The 17,481-nt window shown below is 48.8% G+C and carries 16 protein-coding genes; 12 read left to right on the forward strand and 4 right to left on the reverse strand.

Annotated features, from left to right (window positions below):
* Positions 1–137: 137 nt before the first annotated feature.
* The 4 genes from ACAN54_RS22510 to ACAN54_RS22525 all read left to right on the forward strand — a co-directional run bounded on the left by ACAN54_RS22510 (position 138) and on the right by ACAN54_RS22525 (position 3,395).
* Positions 138–1,139, forward strand: coding sequence for an NADP-dependent oxidoreductase (locus ACAN54_RS22510; RefSeq protein ID WP_379160784.1), 1,002 nt, complete (start codon positions 138–140; stop codon positions 1,137–1,139).
* Between the two features lie 18 nt (positions 1,140–1,157).
* Positions 1,158–1,433: an SDR family NAD(P)-dependent oxidoreductase gene (locus tag ACAN54_RS22515; protein WP_379160787.1), complete on the forward strand. Its 276-nt coding sequence runs from the start codon at positions 1,158–1,160 to the stop codon at positions 1,431–1,433.
* Between the two features lie 312 nt (positions 1,434–1,745).
* Positions 1,746–2,498 carry an SDR family NAD(P)-dependent oxidoreductase gene (locus tag ACAN54_RS22520; protein WP_379160935.1) on the forward strand — a complete coding sequence of 251 codons (753 nt, stop codon included), beginning with the start codon at positions 1,746–1,748 and terminating at the stop codon, positions 2,496–2,498.
* 87 nt (positions 2,499–2,585) lie between these two features.
* A complete protein-coding gene (locus ACAN54_RS22525) occupies positions 2,586–3,395 on the forward strand; it encodes a serine/threonine protein kinase (protein WP_379160790.1) in 810 nt (269 codons plus the stop codon).
* Between the two features lie 401 nt (positions 3,396–3,796).
* Here ACAN54_RS22525 and ACAN54_RS22530 read toward each other — a convergent pair whose 3' ends face one another.
* Together ACAN54_RS22530 and ACAN54_RS22535 are read right to left on the reverse strand one after the other, a co-directional pair.
* Positions 3,797–5,047 (reverse strand): sugar efflux transporter, encoded by a 1,251-nt coding sequence (locus ACAN54_RS22530; protein WP_379160794.1) that lies wholly within the window; start codon positions 5,045–5,047, stop codon positions 3,797–3,799.
* Positions 5,032–6,372 carry a DUF6271 family protein gene (locus ACAN54_RS22535; protein WP_379160797.1) on the reverse strand — a complete coding sequence of 447 codons (1,341 nt, stop codon included), beginning with the start codon at positions 6,370–6,372 and terminating at the stop codon, positions 5,032–5,034. Before ACAN54_RS22535 ends, ACAN54_RS22530 begins: the two co-directional genes overlap by 16 nt.
* A gap of 200 nt (positions 6,373–6,572) precedes the next feature.
* Between ACAN54_RS22535 and ACAN54_RS22540 the strand changes: the two genes are divergently transcribed.
* Both ACAN54_RS22540 and ACAN54_RS22545 read left to right on the forward strand, forming a co-directional pair.
* Entirely contained in the window at positions 6,573–7,169 is a 597-nt protein-coding gene (locus ACAN54_RS22540) for a TetR/AcrR family transcriptional regulator (protein WP_379160800.1), read from the forward strand.
* Positions 7,170–7,173: 4 nt separating this feature from the next.
* The gene (locus ACAN54_RS22545) at positions 7,174–7,596 is read left to right on the forward strand and encodes a GNAT family N-acetyltransferase (protein WP_379160803.1); all 423 of its coding nucleotides are present in this window, start codon (positions 7,174–7,176) and stop codon (positions 7,594–7,596) included.
* Positions 7,597–7,668: 72 nt separating this feature from the next.
* Here ACAN54_RS22545 and ACAN54_RS22550 read toward each other — a convergent pair whose 3' ends face one another.
* Positions 7,669–7,965 carry a phosphatidylinositol kinase gene (locus tag ACAN54_RS22550; protein ID WP_379160806.1) on the reverse strand — a complete coding sequence of 99 codons (297 nt, stop codon included), beginning with the start codon at positions 7,963–7,965 and terminating at the stop codon, positions 7,669–7,671.
* A gap of 212 nt (positions 7,966–8,177) precedes the next feature.
* Here ACAN54_RS22550 and ACAN54_RS22555 point away from each other — a divergent pair, with 212 nt between their 5' ends.
* From ACAN54_RS22555 to ACAN54_RS22570, 4 genes are all read left to right on the forward strand, one after another.
* The gene (locus ACAN54_RS22555; RefSeq protein ID WP_379160809.1) at positions 8,178–9,116 is read left to right on the forward strand and encodes an aldo/keto reductase family protein; all 939 of its coding nucleotides are present in this window, start codon (positions 8,178–8,180) and stop codon (positions 9,114–9,116) included.
* Between the two features lie 18 nt (positions 9,117–9,134).
* The gene (locus ACAN54_RS22560; protein ID WP_379160812.1) at positions 9,135–10,157 is read left to right on the forward strand and encodes an SDR family oxidoreductase; all 1,023 of its coding nucleotides are present in this window, start codon (positions 9,135–9,137) and stop codon (positions 10,155–10,157) included.
* Positions 10,158–10,337: 180 nt separating this feature from the next.
* A complete protein-coding gene (locus ACAN54_RS22565) occupies positions 10,338–10,997 on the forward strand; it encodes a class I SAM-dependent methyltransferase (RefSeq protein WP_379160815.1) in 660 nt (219 codons plus the stop codon).
* Positions 10,998–11,113: 116 nt separating this feature from the next.
* A complete protein-coding gene (locus tag ACAN54_RS22570; RefSeq protein WP_474655989.1) occupies positions 11,114–12,106 on the forward strand; it encodes a CapA family protein in 993 nt (330 codons plus the stop codon).
* A 132-nt stretch (positions 12,107–12,238) separates the two neighbouring features.
* On the opposite strand, the gene ACAN54_RS22575 is transcribed toward ACAN54_RS22570, so the two are convergent.
* On the reverse strand, positions 12,239–13,132 hold the full coding sequence (locus tag ACAN54_RS22575; protein WP_379160822.1) for an AraC family transcriptional regulator: 894 nt from the start codon (positions 13,130–13,132) through the stop codon (positions 12,239–12,241).
* Positions 13,133–13,249: 117 nt separating this feature from the next.
* Between ACAN54_RS22575 and galA the strand changes: the two genes are divergently transcribed.
* The gene (gene galA, locus ACAN54_RS22580; protein ID WP_379160937.1) at positions 13,250–15,616 is read left to right on the forward strand and encodes a beta-galactosidase GalA; all 2,367 of its coding nucleotides are present in this window, start codon (positions 13,250–13,252) and stop codon (positions 15,614–15,616) included.
* A 124-nt stretch (positions 15,617–15,740) separates the two neighbouring features.
* Positions 15,741–17,477, forward strand: coding sequence for a sensor histidine kinase (locus tag ACAN54_RS22585; RefSeq protein ID WP_379160825.1), 1,737 nt, complete (start codon positions 15,741–15,743; stop codon positions 17,475–17,477).
* Positions 17,478–17,481: the final 4 nt, after the last annotated feature.

Genomic DNA, 17,481 nt, shown 5'->3' on the forward strand with positions numbered 1-17,481 from the left:
CACTTGCATGTATTTTAGCATATACAATATCCAGTAACAATTATTGACTTTTGTAACCTCTGGATTTATGCTTGCTGTATAAGTTACAAAAAATAATAAATGTTACTTATTATTCAGTCCAAAGGAGGCCATTAATTATGAAGGCAGCACAGATCACCAAATATTCAAAAAAGTTCAAAGTAGAAGTCACCGATATTCCAGTCCCGGAAATAAGTGATAATGAAGTCTTGGTCAAGGTAAAAGCAGCGGCGGTTAATCATTTGGAGTTACTTATCGCTACCGGAAGCGTGAAGCTGATCCAGGATTATGAGTTTCCACTGGTACTCGGTAACGAGCTGACTGGTGTTATTGAAAAAGTTGGTAAGAATGTACAGGGTTTCAAAGCTGGCGATACCATTTATTCACGCCTGCCACTACACAAAATCGGTGCCTTTGCGGAATATGCGGCGATTAGTGCGGATGCCATCGGGTACTTACCCGCTAATCTGGATTTTGTGACCGGTGCTGCTGCACCATTAACAGGATTGACTGCCTATCAAGGATTACATGAGGAATTAGCTGCTAAAGCTGGCGAAAGCCTGTTTATTCCCGGGGGTTCTGGTTCATTTGGACAAATGGCTATTCCTATTGCCAAAAGCATGGGGCTCAAGGTCATCGTTAGTGGAAACCCGCAAGCACGTGAACGGACAATGGCGTCTGGGGCAGACCGATATATTGATTACACGACTGAAAACTATTGGGAACAACTTCGTGATGTAGATTATGTGATGGATACCTTGGGACCCAGCGAATTTGATCATGAACTCTCAATTATCAAAGCAGGCGGACGACTTCTTTCTCTGCGGACTGGTCCTAACAAACGTTTCGCCGAAGCTATGGGCTTGTCAGGCTGGAAGCAGAAGCTCTTCGCCATTGCCGGAGCTAAGTATGATTACAAAGCGAAGAAAAAGAAGATTCAATATCATTTTATTTTTGTGCGCAGTGATGGCGATCAATTAAAGAAAATCACGAAAATCATTGAAGATAACGGGATTGTACCAGCAGTTGACCCGACAGAATTCCACATTGAAGATATTAACGAAGCATTGAATCTTGTGGCTACAGGTCATCCCAAAGGAAAAGTGATCATCCGGTTTTAAGGAGAGTAGACCATAACAATGAAATTAATAAATAGAACGATACTGATGACAGGCGGGACATCCGGGATTAGCTTTGCTTTTGCTAAACGTTTTCTTGAGATGGGAAATACCGTGATCATTACGGGGCGTTCACAAGAGCGCATCGATCAGGCAGTAAAAAACAATCCCGGTCTCATTGGGCTGGTGGCAAACGTTAGTGATCCCTCAAGCGTTGAGCAGCTTGCCAAAGAACTCGCTATATACCATCCGAAACTGGATATTATTTTCAATAATGCTGGTAATTTGCACGAATGATTCTTAAGGCAAATGAATACGAAGATAGGTAGCGCACACATAAGTAAATTTGTAAAAGTATCTATTTGAGCTTATGTAGGTGTTTCTCATTACTTGTCAAAACAATTCTTTACCAATCGTTCTATAATTGTTATACTAGTGCAAGTCAGATCTAACAGGGTCTTGCTTGCTTTAACTAGAATGATCGTTCTCAATTGATCCAGAGGAATTTGATAAGGGAGGATGAATGAATTACAAGCTAAATCGTATGCAAAGCTCTGTTGGATGCATTCAGAATATTATTTAATTCAAAACAAAAGGGAGAGAATAATTATGAAGTACACAGTGATTACAGGAGCAAGCTCAGGAATTGGATATAAAACAGCATTGGCGTTTGCTGCACGTGGTAAAAATTTGATTTTGGTAGCTAGACGATTAGATAAATTAGAAGAGCTTAAATCAACAATTCAGGTAATGGATCCAAATGTAAATGTTATTGTTCATACAAGTGACCTGTCTGTTACAGAGCAGGCCTACACCCTGTATAACACTTTGAAGGAATACCAAATTGAAACATGGATTAATAATGCCGGGCTTGGTGAAGCTTCTTTTGTAGCAGGACAGAATTTAGATAAAGTTGAAACTATGCTTCGGGTTAACGTTGAATCCTTGACGATCCTTTCTACACTATTTGTGCGGGATTATGCTGATATAGAAGGAACTCAGTTAATTAACGTATCATCCGCACTCGGATATGCGATTGCTGTGGGGAGTGTGGCTTATTCTGCATCGAAATACTATGTCAGTGCCTTCACAGAAGGACTTGCCAAAGAACTGGAGCTTAAAGGTGCGAAATTAAAAGCAAAAGTGTTAGCACCAGCCATAACCGAAACGGAATTTGTGAAGAAATCAATCGATGCTGAAGAATTTGATTACAAAGCAAACATGCCTAAGTACCACACTGCCGAACAAATGGCGGAGTTCATGGTAGAGCTATATGATAGCAACGATGTGGTAGGTATTGTTGACCAGAACTATGACTTCAATCTAAGAAGTCAAATCTATCCAATCATCACAGCGTTTTAATTGACCCAGTCTGAGTTCTGATCCTGATCAAGTCGCAGAAACTTGGTATAATCTATACGAGATGAGGACAGAAGAGGTGAAAGAGTAATGGCATTTGAACGGTGGCGGGGATTTGTTCGGGCCTGGCACGATTATCCGCTGCCGGAAGGGAGCCGGATCGGTGATCGGTATACGATAGAATCCCTATTAGGGGAAGGGAGCTATGGGCTTACTTACCGGTGCAGTGACACCAGGAATGGAGCTCTTCTAGCCGTCAAGCAGTCCAGACCGAGCAAGAAAGCGGTGGGACGGAGTATGCTGACCAAGGAACGGGATATTTTACAGGCCATGAATCATCCCCACATTCCCAAGTGCCGCGGTTACTTTGAGCAGAGGGGTTCAAACTGGCTGGTAACCGATTATATAGAGGGTAAAACGCTGGAGGATATGATCTTCGATGAGAACATCATCTATGGCGAGCGGGAGTGTCTTGCCACAATCTTGAGACTGATGGAACTGGTAGCCCATGTCCATTCGCGCGGATATGTTCACCTGGATCTGAGGATTCCCAATGTGATTCTCCGGAATGAAGAATTGTACTTAATTGATTTCGGATTGGCAAGGCGGATCGGAGAGGTGGAATCCGTGCTTGGGAGACGGGAGCCGAAGGAGAAGCCGAAACGGATGCCGCCTGTTATCGCCTCGGATCTGTATGACATAGGACAATTAATGCTGTTCATGCTGTATTCAGGTTTCACTCCCAAACCAGGAGAGGCGGAGCGGGGCTGGCGGGAAGAACTGGACTTGTCGCCAGGAATGCTGCGTATCGTATCCCGGCTTCTCGGAGAGCAGGAAGCCTATCCGGATACAGGCATATTTGTCCGGGAGGCCGAAGCTTTGCATGAGAGCCTGCAATGATATTGATTTTCAAAAAAGGCGCCTTCATCCAAAAGATGAAAGGCGCCTTGTGATTTTGGAACAGTGTTCAAACAAAGAAGCATTAGCTTGAGCTGCCGTAGCGATTCTTATAATATTTATGTCCATTTCCTCCATGGTGCGAGTCCGAAGATGAGTGGCGCTTGTATCCGTGACTACTGCTAGAATGTCTGCCGTACACAGGCCTCCCTTTATGACCGCTTGAAGATCTGCTCCGCCTTCCATGTTGGGAGTGTTCCATGGAGTGCAGGACTTTGCCGAGAATTTTTTTTAGCATCATGTTACCTCCTCTAGGGTTGTATAGACCGCTTGGTGCGGTCTTATTCTATAATTACCCGGTAGTACGGTATTTTTACCTGCAGGTTTCGTGGTTAGTTACTGGATTATGCTAACGTTTCAGCCTTCTTCATGGAATCTTTCTTATTACTTAGGAAGCTTGTGCTGTTAATAAGCACGAGTCCAAACCCAGCCAATGTGGCACAGGCAATGAAGATCGCGCGGTTCCCCATCCACTCCCCAATGCTCCCGGCCATGAATCCGCCAAGCATAAGTCCGATGGTTGTAGCATTGGAGTACATTGTTGTCGCAGTTCCAGGGGATTCAGGAATTAGCTCCTGACAATAATTGAGGCCAACGCCCAGTACAATGGATACGTAGGCAGCATTCAGAATCTGGCAAGCTGCCAGCTGCCAGGTTGTATCCGCCCCAGACGATAAAACAAAATAAAGAACGCCAAATACACCGGCGGCTTTCATTATATATGTATTGCCGTACCGTTTAGCCAATAGACCGAATCCAAGCATAAACGGGATTTGCAGCAGAGCGCCCAGCCCAACCAGCCAACCGACCGTTTGGTCTGTAGCCCGAAGATCAACCGTAGTAAGCAACGGTAAGGCAATTCCTGACATAGCATTACTGGTCTCGAAAATCATGAAGGCAGAGACGGAGACCCACAGCAGCCAGCGTCCCGTTTGCTTGGTAGTCTTGGTCTGCGCCAAATTCAGGTCCGTGCTAGTCATGGAAGGACGATCATATCTAACCAGATATACCAATACAATCAAGGCTATTGCAGCATAGAGACCTGACACAAATAGGAATAACGGGCTATAATCCCGATTTCTGATCAACAAGGGAGCAAGCAGCGGGCCTACTACCCACGAAAGGGAAAATAAGGTTCTTTGCAGAGATATCGCAATGTCTGCGTCCTTGTTCACCGCAGTGGCTGCATCCCTTACATAGGCGAATATTTGCGGGAATACAGAAGTCGCCAGAGCAATGAATGTAATGGATACGATCAGTAAGGTGTAATAATTCTCAAAAACAGCAAAAAGAGTATAGCCGATGATTGCTGCTGATGACGCGGCGAGTAGTATGATTTTTCGATTAAGCCGTCTGTCAGATAACCTGCCGATCCAACTGGACACCCCCACCTCGAACATAGAGGAGACGGTCAAAAATATTCCCAGCATCCATGAGCTCATTCCAATTTGCTGCATTCCGAACAATGGCATGAATGTCATGGTCAAGGAGAAACCGACACCCATCAGAAAGGTGCAAGCTAAGGCAGGAAGATATGTTGGGATACCTTTCGATTCCGCTAAATCGGCCAGTAGTTGTTTCAATATGCGTTGCATCTGGATTCGCTTCCCATCTGCTCAGAAAGATGGATTAATTCTCTCCAGATATTTTGCAGCTTAATACTTCTAGTATAATCATCATCGAGTTCGTCAATCAGACGGCTTGCACCACGTTCCAGTTCCTCAGCAACCAAGCGATATTCGGCCAGCCTGGAGGGCAGTAGAATTTTGTGTGCCAGATCGTGAACCAAGCCTAACCTTGTCTTCCTGTCCAAGTTCATCTGGCATTCGGATAGCAGATTCACCAAAGTGGAGGGGCCAGTATCCCGGAGAATATGAAAACCGTTCTCTTCAGGCAGGGCCAGCCGATGCAAATAATTGCAGCGGAATTCCGTTATGAAAAAATTGTAATCGGCCAGCTTCGCGATACCTTTCCAATAGTTTAAGGTCCCGTCCTGCTGTTTACGGGTGTATTCATGGGCATGAATAATGCGCTGGGTATGATAGACCGCGGGAACCTTTAGCAGCGAGCCCAATATATAAGTGTGATAATCGAATCCGATACAGCGGGAGCCGATAAAATTGGGAATCCACTTAAAAATCTCCATCATCGCAATATTGCCGCATTCAGGATAAGTGGGGACAATCTCAGGGATATCAGGAAGCTTCTCGCAAGTGATCAATAACGGCCGAGTGCGGAAGTTCAGCTCGCTATCACTGTATTTGGCGTCGATATAAGCAGGTATCCGGGCTTCAGGAATGCTTAGAAGGGTCAGAAATTCATTTAGTGTCTGTGTGTTATGCTGCTGAAGCAGCTCCAGAGTCACATTCCAATCCCCGATATAATCGCTGCCTGCGATCCAGATTTCTTCTGGCAGTAATTCATCAGTAAGGCTCTCGCAGGTATCCATCATAGGAAGCACCTCGGCAACTGTTTTGCCGATAAACTGCATTTCCCCCGAAACGGGATACAAGTCCTCATCACCCAGGGGAGCAAAACAATCCGAATCTCTGCGGTGAATGACCTTCCGCCCGTACCTGGCAGCAGCGAGATAGAGCATATTAAAAACCTTACCGTAATCGACTTCCTCCGGGTGAGGATAGAGCAATCGGGTTAATTCAGCGAGATCCCATTGTCCATGTTCAGCCAGGTCTTGAATCCACTCTAATTGGTCATTGAGATCATGGTGAATGATCGGAATGGAAGTGGTCTTCTGAAGTGCCATAATGTCTTCCTTGTTTTTATTCACTACATGGGAAGGTCCATTATCTAGGATGATTAACTCTTCCGGATCGATTCCCCGTTGCTGCATGGATGTCATTTCAATTAGGATAGATTGGACAGCCGGCAGTACAAGGCGATTGGTCGGGATAGCAAACATTAAATGGGTCATCTCCTATTAAATAGATAGATTAGAGGCAGGGAAATTATAGCATATCTGATAAAATTACGGAATCGATAGTTTGCCCCCGGTCACAATCCTAGAATCCCATTATTCATCGTATCCCGCGTTTCTGTTCGTTGACAAAACAGAAAAAGCATGTAATAATTTCCTGACGATCGTCAGGGAGGTGTGCTGTTATGACTGCTAATGCTATTCTGCAAGCCGCTTTAGCACAATTTGCCGAAAAGGGTTTTGAGGGTGCATCACTGGCTGGGATTGCCCAGGCGGTAGGCATAAAAAAACAGTCGATTGCTACCTATTTTCCTAAAAAAGAAGATTTGTTTCTGGCGGCTTTTCAGGAAATGGCCCGGCACTATATTGAGTTTCTGGATCAGTTGTTCAAGGAAATCCTTGGCACATCTGCGGAGGTGAGGCTTCGTGAGATTATGTACCGGACCTACTATTACAGGGTGGAGCATCCGGTACTGACCTCTTTTTTCATAAGAAGTGTTCAATTTCCGGCGCCTTTCTTTCAGGAGATGCTAGAGCAGCAGATTTCAATGATGGAGAAGCGGTCCTCCGCCTTTTACCAGGCTATTTTTGAGGAAGGCATGAATGCCGGGGAGATTCGGCGGCAGCGCACGGACAGTCTGCTCGCGGCTTATTATTGTTTACAAGACGGGATTTCCATGCAGATGTTTTTTTATAATCAGGAAGAATTCGAGCGACGTTTGAAGGATATCTGGGAGATTTTCTGGGCGGGCATTAAGCATACCAATGAAGGAGAGGAATGAGAATATGCGGATAGAACGGGTTACGACCGAAGAAGGACTTCAGGAATCTTTTAGGATTAGACGGGAAGTGTTTGTGGAGGAGCAGGGTGTGCCGCTTGCCGATGAATTTGATCAATATGAGCAGGATGCTGAGCATATCTTGATCTATCAGGAAGAGGCGGCTGTGGGAACGGCCAGACTGCGGATTGTAGACGGATGGGCCAAGCTGGAGCGGATCTGTCTTCTTGCCCCGTACCGCAATAGCGGACTTGGGTCGGTTATTATCGCAACACTGGAGAAAATGGCGGCTGAACAGGGTCTCCGGCGAGCCAAGCTGCATGGCCAGAAGCAGGCCGAAGGCTTTTATCAGAAGTTGGGGTATGAGACGAACTCAGATGTTTTTATGGAAGATGGAATCCCCCATGTGCTCATGATCAAGACCCTTTAAGGGTAAAAAGTGCATTGTTGCTGCATTTCAAACGGTAAGGGTATAACCCCTATAGGAGCTATACCCGTAGCATCAATATATGAAAAAAGGAAGCAGGTACAAAGCAGTGATAGCACCAAACGGTATACGTCTCGGATAAAAACGTCGGCGCGGATAGAAACCCGGATAATATCCGAATTGCCGGTAAGTAGATGCACTGGCGGGCATTCCGTTCATTTGTCCCATCATTTCGTTCGAAGGAATGGCTAGTGTGACGTAGTCTTGATCCACATGAGCAATAAACCCGTCAAAAGACTGGCCGTCATTCGTAGTCATACCTACATATTTGTTCATACAATTCCAAGCAAGTTGTTGGTAATTTGTATCCATGGATAGCCTCCTCTAATCTTATCTCGACAACAGTCTATGGACTTCAACCTAGGATGATCACGGCATATGCCCATGGCCCAAAAATATCGAGAGAATGAAATCGATTTGGAAAACACCCGTTTAATCTATATAATATAGACGAACTATTTTAGCAGAGTTTGAGTGATATTCAGCCGGCGCATGGGCCGGATTCAGAGAGGAGCATGTACAAGATGAAATACCGCAGATTGGGTGGAACCGGACTTAAGGTGAGTGAGATCAGTTTGGGAAGCTGGCTGACTTATGGAGGTTATGTAGAGCGGGACAATGCTGTTAAAGCTATTGAGACCGCTTACGGTCTGGGTGTTAACTTCTTCGATACGGCAAATGTCTATGAAAAAGGGGCGGCCGAAAAGGTCCTGGGTGATACCCTGCGCGGTTTCCCAAGGGAATCCTACGTGCTGGCAACTAAAGTGTACGGCGTAATGGGAGACGGTCCTAATGACCGGGGCTTGTCCCGCAAGCACATTACCGAGCAGTGCCATGCCAGTCTGAAACGTCTGGGAGAAGATTATGTGGATCTGCTGTATTGCCACCGCTATGATCCTGAGACACCTATTGAGGAAACCCTCCGTGCGCTGGATGATCTGGTCCGTCAGGGCAAGGTGCTCTATGTGGGGGTAAGTGAATGGACTGCGGCGCAAATGGCAGAAGCGCTGGCTGTTGCCGACCGGTATCTGCTGGACCATATTGTCGTTAATCAGCCGATCTACAACATGTTCGAACGTTATATCGAAAAAGAGATTATTCCGCTGGGACAGCGCAAGGGCATCGGACAGGTCGTATTCTCCCCTCTGGCTCAAGGCCTGCTGACCGGAAAATATAGCTCGGTCGCAGATATTCCGGAGGACAGCCGCGCAGCGAAGCTGGAGTGGATGCGTAAGGGGATTACCGAGGAGAAAATCGCCAAGGTCCAAGAGCTGAGCGCGATTGCTGCTGACCTGAATATTTCTGTCGGCAATCTGGCCCTGGCCTGGATTCTGCGTCAGCCGAATGTCGCGAGCGCCCTCGTCGGCGCCAGCCGTCCTGAGCAGGTGGAAGAGAATGTGCAGGCTTCCGGCATAGAACTCTCGGAAGATGTTCTGACAGCGATTGAAGCCATAATCAGCTAAGTAAAAGGAGGGTTACCGGTGAAGGTATTATTTATCGGCGGTACAGGACTAATTAGCGAAGCGGTTTCCAAGCTTGCAGTAGAGCGCGGTATAGAGCTCTATCTATTCAACCGCGGCCAGCGGGATGAATTCGTGCCGGAAGGTGCCCATGTAATTCAAGGCGATATCCGGAGCCCGCTGGAAGCCGCAAAGATATTGAGCGATTACGAGTTCGACGTAGTGGTAGACTGGATCGCCTTTACCCCTGAGCATGTGCAGAATGATCTGGATCTGTTCATGGGCAAGACCAAGCAGTATATCTTCATCAGCTCCGCCTCTGCTTATCAGAAGCCGCAGCAGAATTATCTGATTACCGAGGAGACCCCGCTTACGAATCCTTATTGGCAGTATTCCCGCGACAAAATCGCCTGTGAGCAGCTGCTGATGGAAGCCTATACGAATAACGGTTTTCCAGTTACGATTGTCCGCCCCTCCCATACTTACGGGGTAACGGCGATACCGGCAGGCCTAACCAGCTGGGCGCATCCATGGTCGCTGGTCGACCGAATCCGCAAAGGTCAACCTATCGTGATTCACGGGGACGGAACCTCACTATGGACCCTGACCCATAATACGGATTTTGCCAAAGGTTTTGTGGGGCTGCTGGGACAACCGGAGACGATCGGAGAAGCGGTTCATATTACTTCTGATGAGTCGCTGAACTGGAACCAGATTTATGCGGCCATCGGGAAGGCGGCTGGGCGAGAACCACAGGTGGTGCATATGTCCACTGATTTCATCACGGCCTTTACTCCGCCGGGAACGGCGGACGGGCTGATCGGTGATCAGGCGGTGAGCAGTGTATTCGACAACAGCAAGATTAAGCGGCTGGTGCCGGATTTTGCTGCAACGGTTCCTTTTGCCGAAGGGGTCAAGCGGTCTGTGGAGTGGTTCGATCAGCACCCGGAGCTGTGCACCATCGATACGGAATGGGGTACCATGGTGGATAACCTGATTGCGAAGCATGGCGTTGAAGCGAAGCCGCTCTCCTTTTATGTGTGAATTCTATCTATATTAAACAGGTCCGAATCATTGGCTGTTCCATCCTTCAGAGGATGGGATGGCCTTGTTTGTGTAGTCCACAAATGCTTAGTGTGCAGGTTGGTGTAAGGTTAAGGCATGAATCAGGGATTCCTGAATATACTCTCACTACCGAATTTCCTCTAAAAGGAGTCCTGGCCTATGCCTACCCATCCGTATGTTTCCCGTTTTTTTGTGAATGCCGATGCCCGCCGCGAAAAGCTGGTTTACAAATTGCCGGAATCCTGGTGGAGCCGGCCCTATGAATACGAATGGTGTACGAATTTCGTATCCCCGCATGATGTGGTGCTGGATGCCGCCTGCGGAATATCCCATCCGCTCAAGTTCTATCTTGCCAGCTACAGTGCGGAGGTTCATGCCTGTGACATGGATGCAAGAATTCTGTCCCGGGATGCTATTATCGCAGAAATTGCTGATGATGTCGGGGAGGAGGCGGCGCAGCTGGCAGGAGCGGCGCGGACGAACCGTCTCCATCTGGCCCAGGCGAGTCTGACCTCACTGCCGTATGAGAATGAGTGCTTTGATACGATTTTTTGTATCTCGGCTCTGGAGCACCTGTCATTGGAGGATTCTGTACGGGCGGTTAGAGAGTTTCACCGTACGCTGAATGGTGAGGGGCTGCTGGTGCTGACTTTTGACTATCCGACCGTTAATCTCCTGCGGATGAATGAAGTGCTGCTTCAGGCCGGTTTCGAGTACTGGGGGGAGACAAACTTCAAGCTTCCGGCAGATGCTGTGCGTACAGATCAGGGGGGCGGACTGAACTGTTTCCGGGCCGTACTTAAAAAAGCGAGAATCTAGCACCTATCCTTTATTTGGTTATACCTCTCCTAATATAGTAGAATAATGAGAGGTTAACAGATAGAGAGGGGTCAACGATTTTGCGCAGATTTGCAGTCATAACTATAATATTACTTTTGCTGATTCCTGCCCCGGCTGCTTTCAGTCAAGCTGCTCCCGCCGGGGAGAAGGTTAATCTTGTTTTTGCAGGAGATATTCTGCTGGATGGTTTTGTCGGCGACCAGATCGCCAAGTACGGTGTGAACTTTCCTTTTGCTAAGGTAGCACCTGTTCTGAAGAAAGCGGATATTGCCTTTGCCAACCTGGAGACACCGGTATCGGTGAGAGGGAAAGCGGCAGAGAAGACCTTTGCGTTCCGTTCCAAGCCAACAGCGCTTGCGGGACTGAATTATGCAGGGATTGATGGTGTGACCGTTGCCAATAATCATATTCTGGATTTCGGGCAGGTCGCTATGCTGGATACACTCATTCATCTCGACAAATACAAGATCGGGCATACCGGTGCAGGCAAGAACATTAACGAGGCCTATAAACCATATACCCAGACGGTACAAGGGAAAAAGATCGCCATACTCGGGGTAAGCCGTGTGCTCTCCAGCCCTTCGTGGTATGCGGGGAAGAACAGTCCGGGTGCAGCTTCAGCCTATACGCCTGAACCGCTGATGGGCGCCATCCAGAAATCGGCCAAAGAGAATGACTACACAATTGTATATATCCACTGGAACAACGAATTCAAGGACTACCCGGAGGATTATGCCCGCAAGCTCGCGAAGCAGATGATCGACAGCGGTGCGGATATCATTATTGGCGCGCATAGCCACTGCCTAATGGGGATTGAATACTATAAGCACAAGCCAATCTATTATTCGCTGGGCAATTTTGTGTTCAACCGTTCCACACGCGGCGGCGACAAGACGATCCATTCGATGCTGGTTAATTTTGAGGTAAGTAGTAGCGGTGTAACCGGCAGAATCACTCCGGTTAAGATTATCGGCGGCCAGCCCAATTTTATGGGAGAGGCTTATAATAAAGACACCATTAAGCGGCTGAACCAGCTCTCTTTCAATGCCCGTGTTGCGGCGAATGGAGCGGTTAGCGAGAAGCTGTGAAGACGTATCATTAGTGAACGAAATAGAACATTCGGCCCTAAGCCTGAGCGATTAGCTGGATAATCGCTCAGGCTTTTTTCTGTGCAAGGAAGGAGAGCTCAGGTGATTCCATTCAGGTCCCCAGCTCAAACCTCACGTGTCTTGGGTTGTGTTAGAGCCCGGCCTTGGGTTTGTGTCAGATCCTGTGTGATTCCACAGATTCTCCCGGTACATTCCCGGTGCAGTCCCATAAATCTTTTTGAATGCGCGGATAAAATAATTGGGCTCCAGCCCCAGACGGCCGGCGATTTCTTTGATTGGCATATCCGGGTGTTCCTCCATCCACCTCACAGCCTGGTTCAGACGCAGGCCTTGTAAATATGCATGAGGCGTTATGCCGTAGGCCTCGCGGAATATCCGCATGAAATGCTGTACGGAGTAACCCACAACATGGGCGATGTTGGACATCTGCAGATTCTCTGTGAAGTGTTCCTGCATATACCCGGCGGCGCGGCGCAAGGCTTCCTGTGCTGTACTGTTTGCCGGAAGGGAATCAGTAACGGAGGAGAGATCAGCTGTTTCCGAGAGCAGCAGGAAGAATTCATAGAGTCTGACGGAGATGTATGCGGCACGGGAGGCTTCGGACTGGTCCGCAAGCTCCCATAACTGTTTCAGCGGATTCTTTAAGGCTCCGGCGTCTTTCAGGTCGATCACTGTGCTGAACGGCAACCCGCAGCCGGTTAGCATTTCTTCCGCGATTCTTCCCTTAAACCCCACGTAACCAATCAGCCAGGGTTCCCCAGGGACCGCATAGTATTCATGAGGCTGCCCGGCCGGAAGGATCAACGCCTGGCCGGCTTCCATAATCAGACTTTTTCCGTCCCTGAAGCGAACCCGGCCTTTGCCTTTGAATGCGATAAAACACTGCGGCACCAGATAACCGGACGGGCGGGAGATAGGATGCTGAGCGTGGCAGCCTACGTTGTACAGAGCCAGCGGTAACCTTGAGTTCAGAGGATCAGAGGATAGGCGAAAAGGCAGAAGCATACATATCCCTCACATTCAATTTGTGCTGTTTCATATTAGCATTGTGCTAACTATATTCTAATAATCTAATCTACAATGAGAATATAGTCTAGTAAAGGGGCGGTTATTAAAGTGAGTATGACAACGGGCAGAAGGAGAAGCCGGTTTGATGAGGATTGGAGTTTTTATAAAGGGGATATCCGTATTCCATATGCTGTGAAGGCAGGAATGACAGGCGGCATAACCGACTATGGTTCTCTGCAAGCAGGAGAATGGCTGGATATTGCCTTTAGTGATAAAGGGATGAGTCATCAGGAGCTGGAATGGAATTCTGTATCCCTGCCGCATGACTGGTGCGTGGAACAGCAGTATGTTCAGGATGCATCGCTCGGTTCGAGGGATGGCAGCCATGGGTATTTGCCAGGAGGAATCGGCTTTTACCGTAAAAGCTTTAAGCTGCCTCCAGATGGTGCACAGCGCAAGTGGACAATCACCTTCGACGGAGTCTCCGGGGTGAGCACGGTGTGGGTTAACGGACATTTTATCGGTGAACATCGCGGTGGATACACTGGTTATACTTATAATCTTACGGACGTGCTCCGCTATGGTGAGGAAGGCTTGAATGTCATTCTGGTCAAGGTGGATGCTACTGAGAATGAAGGCTGGTGGTATGAAGGCTGCGGGATCTACCGCCATGTCTGGCTTGAAGAGACGGACCGGCTGCATGTGGCGGAGTATGGAACGTATATTACGACACCGGAAGTAGGGGAGCACCAGGCCCAGGTGCATGTCAGCACCCGTATTCAAAATGAATACACAGAAGAGCGGGCGGTCTCGCTGCATACAGAAATATACGACTTCGCCGGGAAGAAGATAGATACCCAATCGGTCCAGGCTGATGTGGATTGGTACCGCGAGACTGAAGTGGAACAGAGGTTCAGGCTGGAGCACCCGGAGTTATGGTCCCCTGAGACCCCTTATCTCTATAAAGCTATCTCTATTCTGAAGTACGAGGATGCGGAGGTTGACCGCTATGAGACCGTGTTTGGCATCCGCAGCATTTATTTTGATCCGGAGGAGGGTTTTTTCCTCAATGGCAAACCGCTGCTGATCAAGGGCACCTGCAATCACCAGGATTTTGCCGGAGTAGGTGTGGCGCTGCCGGACAGCCTGATTGAATATAAGCTGAAGCTGCTGAAGGAAATGGGGTCTAATGCCTACCGCAGTGCGCACCATCCGCCAACGCCTGAGCTTCTCGATCTCTGCGACCGGATGGGACTGCTGGTGATGGATGAGAACCGCAAGCTCGACAGCAGCCCGAATGGGCTATCGCAGCTGAAACAGATGCTCTACAGGGACCGGAACCACCCCTGCGTGATCATCTGGAACCTGGAGAATGAAGAGGTGCTGGAAGGAACTGTGACCGGCAGACGCATTCTGAAGACGCTCGCGGATACGGTCCGCCGGATTGATCCCACGCGCCCGACCTCAGCGGCTATGAATCATGGTTGGTATGAGAATGGGTACAATGAGGTTGTTGATATTACTGGCTACAATTACGGACACCGGGATCATCTGGATATCCGGGACCATGAACAGCATCCGGAGAGGCTGATGATCGGCAGTGAATGCGCGAGCTACACAGTGACCAGAGGGATTTACGAAGATGACCCGGTACGCGGCTATTGCTCCGAATACGGCACGAATATTCCTTCATGGGGCTGTACCCCGCAGCAGGCATGGAGTGATGCTCTTAACAACCGCTTTCTCACCGGTGTATTCATGTGGACCGGGTTCGATTACCGCGGAGAGCCAACGCCTTATCTGTGGCCATGTGTGAATTCCCACTTCGGGCTGATGGATACCTGCGGTTTCCCCAAAGACAGCTATTACTACATGCAGGCCGTCTGGAAGGATGAGCCGATGGTGCATCTGCTGCCGCATTGGAATTGGCCAGGTTCGGAGGGGCAGCCCGTGGAAGTGAGGGTATTCTCCAATACCGATACAGTGGAGCTGATGCTCAATGGCGCAAGTCTGGGAGAACAACGGGTGAACCGGACCGGATATTTGTCGTGGGAAGTCATCTATGAACCTGGGGAGTTAAAAGCGGTTGGAAAACGCGATAGCCAGACTGTGGCTGAGAAAGCGGTGGTTACGGCCAGCCAACCGCATCAGATCCGCTTATACCCGGACCGGCTTACGGGTGATGCAGATGGTTCGGATACGATTCCGGTCCGTGTGGCTGTGGTGGACGAACGCGGATACATAGTTCCAACCGCAGATCATGAAATCCGGTTCGAAGTGGAGGGCTCCGGAATTCTTCTTGGAGTAGGCAACGGCAATCCTAGCAGCCATGAGCCGGACAAGGCGTCCGTACGCCGGGCGTTCAATGGCTGGTGCCTGGCCTTGATCCAGACTTCCGCGGAAGCAGGTCACATTACGGTTCGGGCAGTAGCCACCGGACTTGCACCGGCAGAGGTGGTATTGCAAGGATTAACGATTTGAAGATGGAGAAAAAAACCAGCGCCGGAAGGAATTCCGGCGCTTTTTCCATTCCCTATTTATTTCTGGCCATGGGGACGATAATATAGACATACCGAAATCCATACCAAAGGATGTTCTGCACCTGATGCCCAAACTGAAGAAATATATGCCTTTCACCTACAAAATGATGATTCCCTATCTGTTGCTGGTACTTCTCACCGATGTGACTATTGGCTATATCTCCTATTCCATGCTGACCGATTCACGGACGGAGATGGCCGAGTCCAACATCCGGACGGGAATGGAGCAGTCCAGGAACAATATCCGCTATCAGATGGATGAAATTCAGCGGATGTCAGACAATCTGTTCGGCAGTCAGCCGTTCCAGCGCGCACTTGAGCTCAAGGGAACCCCGTTTGAGATCTACCTGGCTATGATCGACCAGATCGTACCCCAGATCACCGCGCCGCTGCAGCTGTTCGGGAACAAGATCCGGTTCATGCTGTATACGCCGAACAGTGATCTGAATATTGTATCCGGTGATAATCTGGATGAGCCGATCTACAGCAGCGACTATTACATTCTGCCGCTTAAAGATATCTCTGATAGCGGTTGGTACCAGTCCCTCAAGGATTCGAAACAGGACAACCTCTGGCTGCAGATTGATACAGACCAGAAGCTGGATAACCTTTCGCATGTCCGCAGACTGGTCAACTTCAGCGATTATAAAACCGTGATCGGCTATGTGCGCATTACCGTATCTCTTGAGGATTTGTTCGGCGGCTTCGACACCTTCCCGCTGGAGGAGGGAATTACCCTCCGGCTTGTGGAGGAGACCACCGGCGATATTCTGTTCCAACGTGGTAAGGCGAATTACGATGAGCCTGGCAGTGATTTTCTCAGTCTGCATGAAAAGATCCCCGGCAGCAGCTTTGTCATCGAATCTCTGGTACCTTACACGTATCTGACCAAGGATGCCGGCAGGCTGCGCCGTGTGATTATTGCAGTATGCACCCTCAGCTTCCTGGTAATGACGGTGATCGGTTATGTGGTAGCGCGGCTGTCTGGACGCAAGATGAGCAGGATCGTGGGACTGGTGCGTTCCTTCCAGGAAGGGAACTTCCAGAAGCGGATCCGCTTCTCGGGCAATGATGAATTCGTGCAGATTGCGGACTCTTTCAATGTGATGGCAACCAATATCCAGGAGCTGATCAACAGCGTATACGTACAGGGCATTCAAAAGAAGCAAGCGGAACTGGAAGCACTGCAGGCGCAGATTAATCCGCACTTCCTGTATAATACCCTTTCTACAATAAGCAGCCTGGCAAATCTCGGGGAGATTGATAAGGTCACCGGGATGGTACAGGGACTCTCACGTTTTTACCGGTTAACACTGAATCAGGGCAATGTCTACATAGAACTGGAGAAAGAGCTGGAGCAGGTGGCTACGTATCTTGAGATCCAGCGGGTCAAATATGCAGATGCGTTCACAGTATATTTGGATGTAGACGAGGAGATTCTGCATATGCAGGTCATCAAGCTGGTACTGCAGCCTTTTGTGGAGAATATTTTTAAGCATGCATGGTTTGGAGAGACGATTGCGATCCGGCTGACGGGCCGGCTGATCGGGGATAATATTGAACTGAAAGTCATCGACAATGGAATTGGCATGCGTCCTGCGGATATCAAACGTATGATGCAAGGGCCGAGCCAGGCCGGCGGTTATGGAGTGAAGAACGTGAATGAGCGGATCAAGCTCAGATACGGAGATAACTACGGAGTGACCATTGCGAGCTACTATGGGGCCGGCACTACCGTTCAACTCCTGCTTCCTGCCGGGATGAAGGACAATGAGGAACTGGATGATGAATTCACCCCATAATTTG

Source organism: Paenibacillus diazotrophicus (assembly GCF_042610465.1).

Coding starts and splice junctions, on each gene's coding strand:
- ACAN54_RS22510 (WP_379160784.1), top strand. CDS start 138: ATGAAGGCAGCACAGATCACCAAATATTCAAAAAAGTTCAAAGTAGAA.
- ACAN54_RS22515 (WP_379160787.1), top strand. CDS start 1,158: ATGAAATTAATAAATAGAACGATACTGATGACAGGCGGGACATCCGGG.
- ACAN54_RS22520 (WP_379160935.1), top strand. CDS start 1,746: ATGAAGTACACAGTGATTACAGGAGCAAGCTCAGGAATTGGATATAAA.
- ACAN54_RS22525 (WP_379160790.1), top strand. CDS start 2,586: ATGGCATTTGAACGGTGGCGGGGATTTGTTCGGGCCTGGCACGATTAT.
- ACAN54_RS22530 (WP_379160794.1), bottom strand. CDS start 5,047: ATGCAACGCATATTGAAACAACTACTGGCCGATTTAGCGGAATCGAAA.
- ACAN54_RS22535 (WP_379160797.1), bottom strand. CDS start 6,372: ATGTTTGCTATCCCGACCAATCGCCTTGTACTGCCGGCTGTCCAATCT.
- ACAN54_RS22540 (WP_379160800.1), top strand. CDS start 6,573: ATGACTGCTAATGCTATTCTGCAAGCCGCTTTAGCACAATTTGCCGAA.
- ACAN54_RS22545 (WP_379160803.1), top strand. CDS start 7,174: ATGCGGATAGAACGGGTTACGACCGAAGAAGGACTTCAGGAATCTTTT.
- ACAN54_RS22550 (WP_379160806.1), bottom strand. CDS start 7,965: ATGGATACAAATTACCAACAACTTGCTTGGAATTGTATGAACAAATAT.
- ACAN54_RS22555 (WP_379160809.1), top strand. CDS start 8,178: ATGAAATACCGCAGATTGGGTGGAACCGGACTTAAGGTGAGTGAGATC.
- ACAN54_RS22565 (WP_379160815.1), top strand. CDS start 10,338: ATGCCTACCCATCCGTATGTTTCCCGTTTTTTTGTGAATGCCGATGCC.
- ACAN54_RS22575 (WP_379160822.1), bottom strand. CDS start 13,132: ATGCTTCTGCCTTTTCGCCTATCCTCTGATCCTCTGAACTCAAGGTTA.
- galA (WP_379160937.1), top strand. CDS start 13,250: ATGACAACGGGCAGAAGGAGAAGCCGGTTTGATGAGGATTGGAGTTTT.
- ACAN54_RS22585 (WP_379160825.1), top strand. CDS start 15,741: ATGCCCAAACTGAAGAAATATATGCCTTTCACCTACAAAATGATGATT.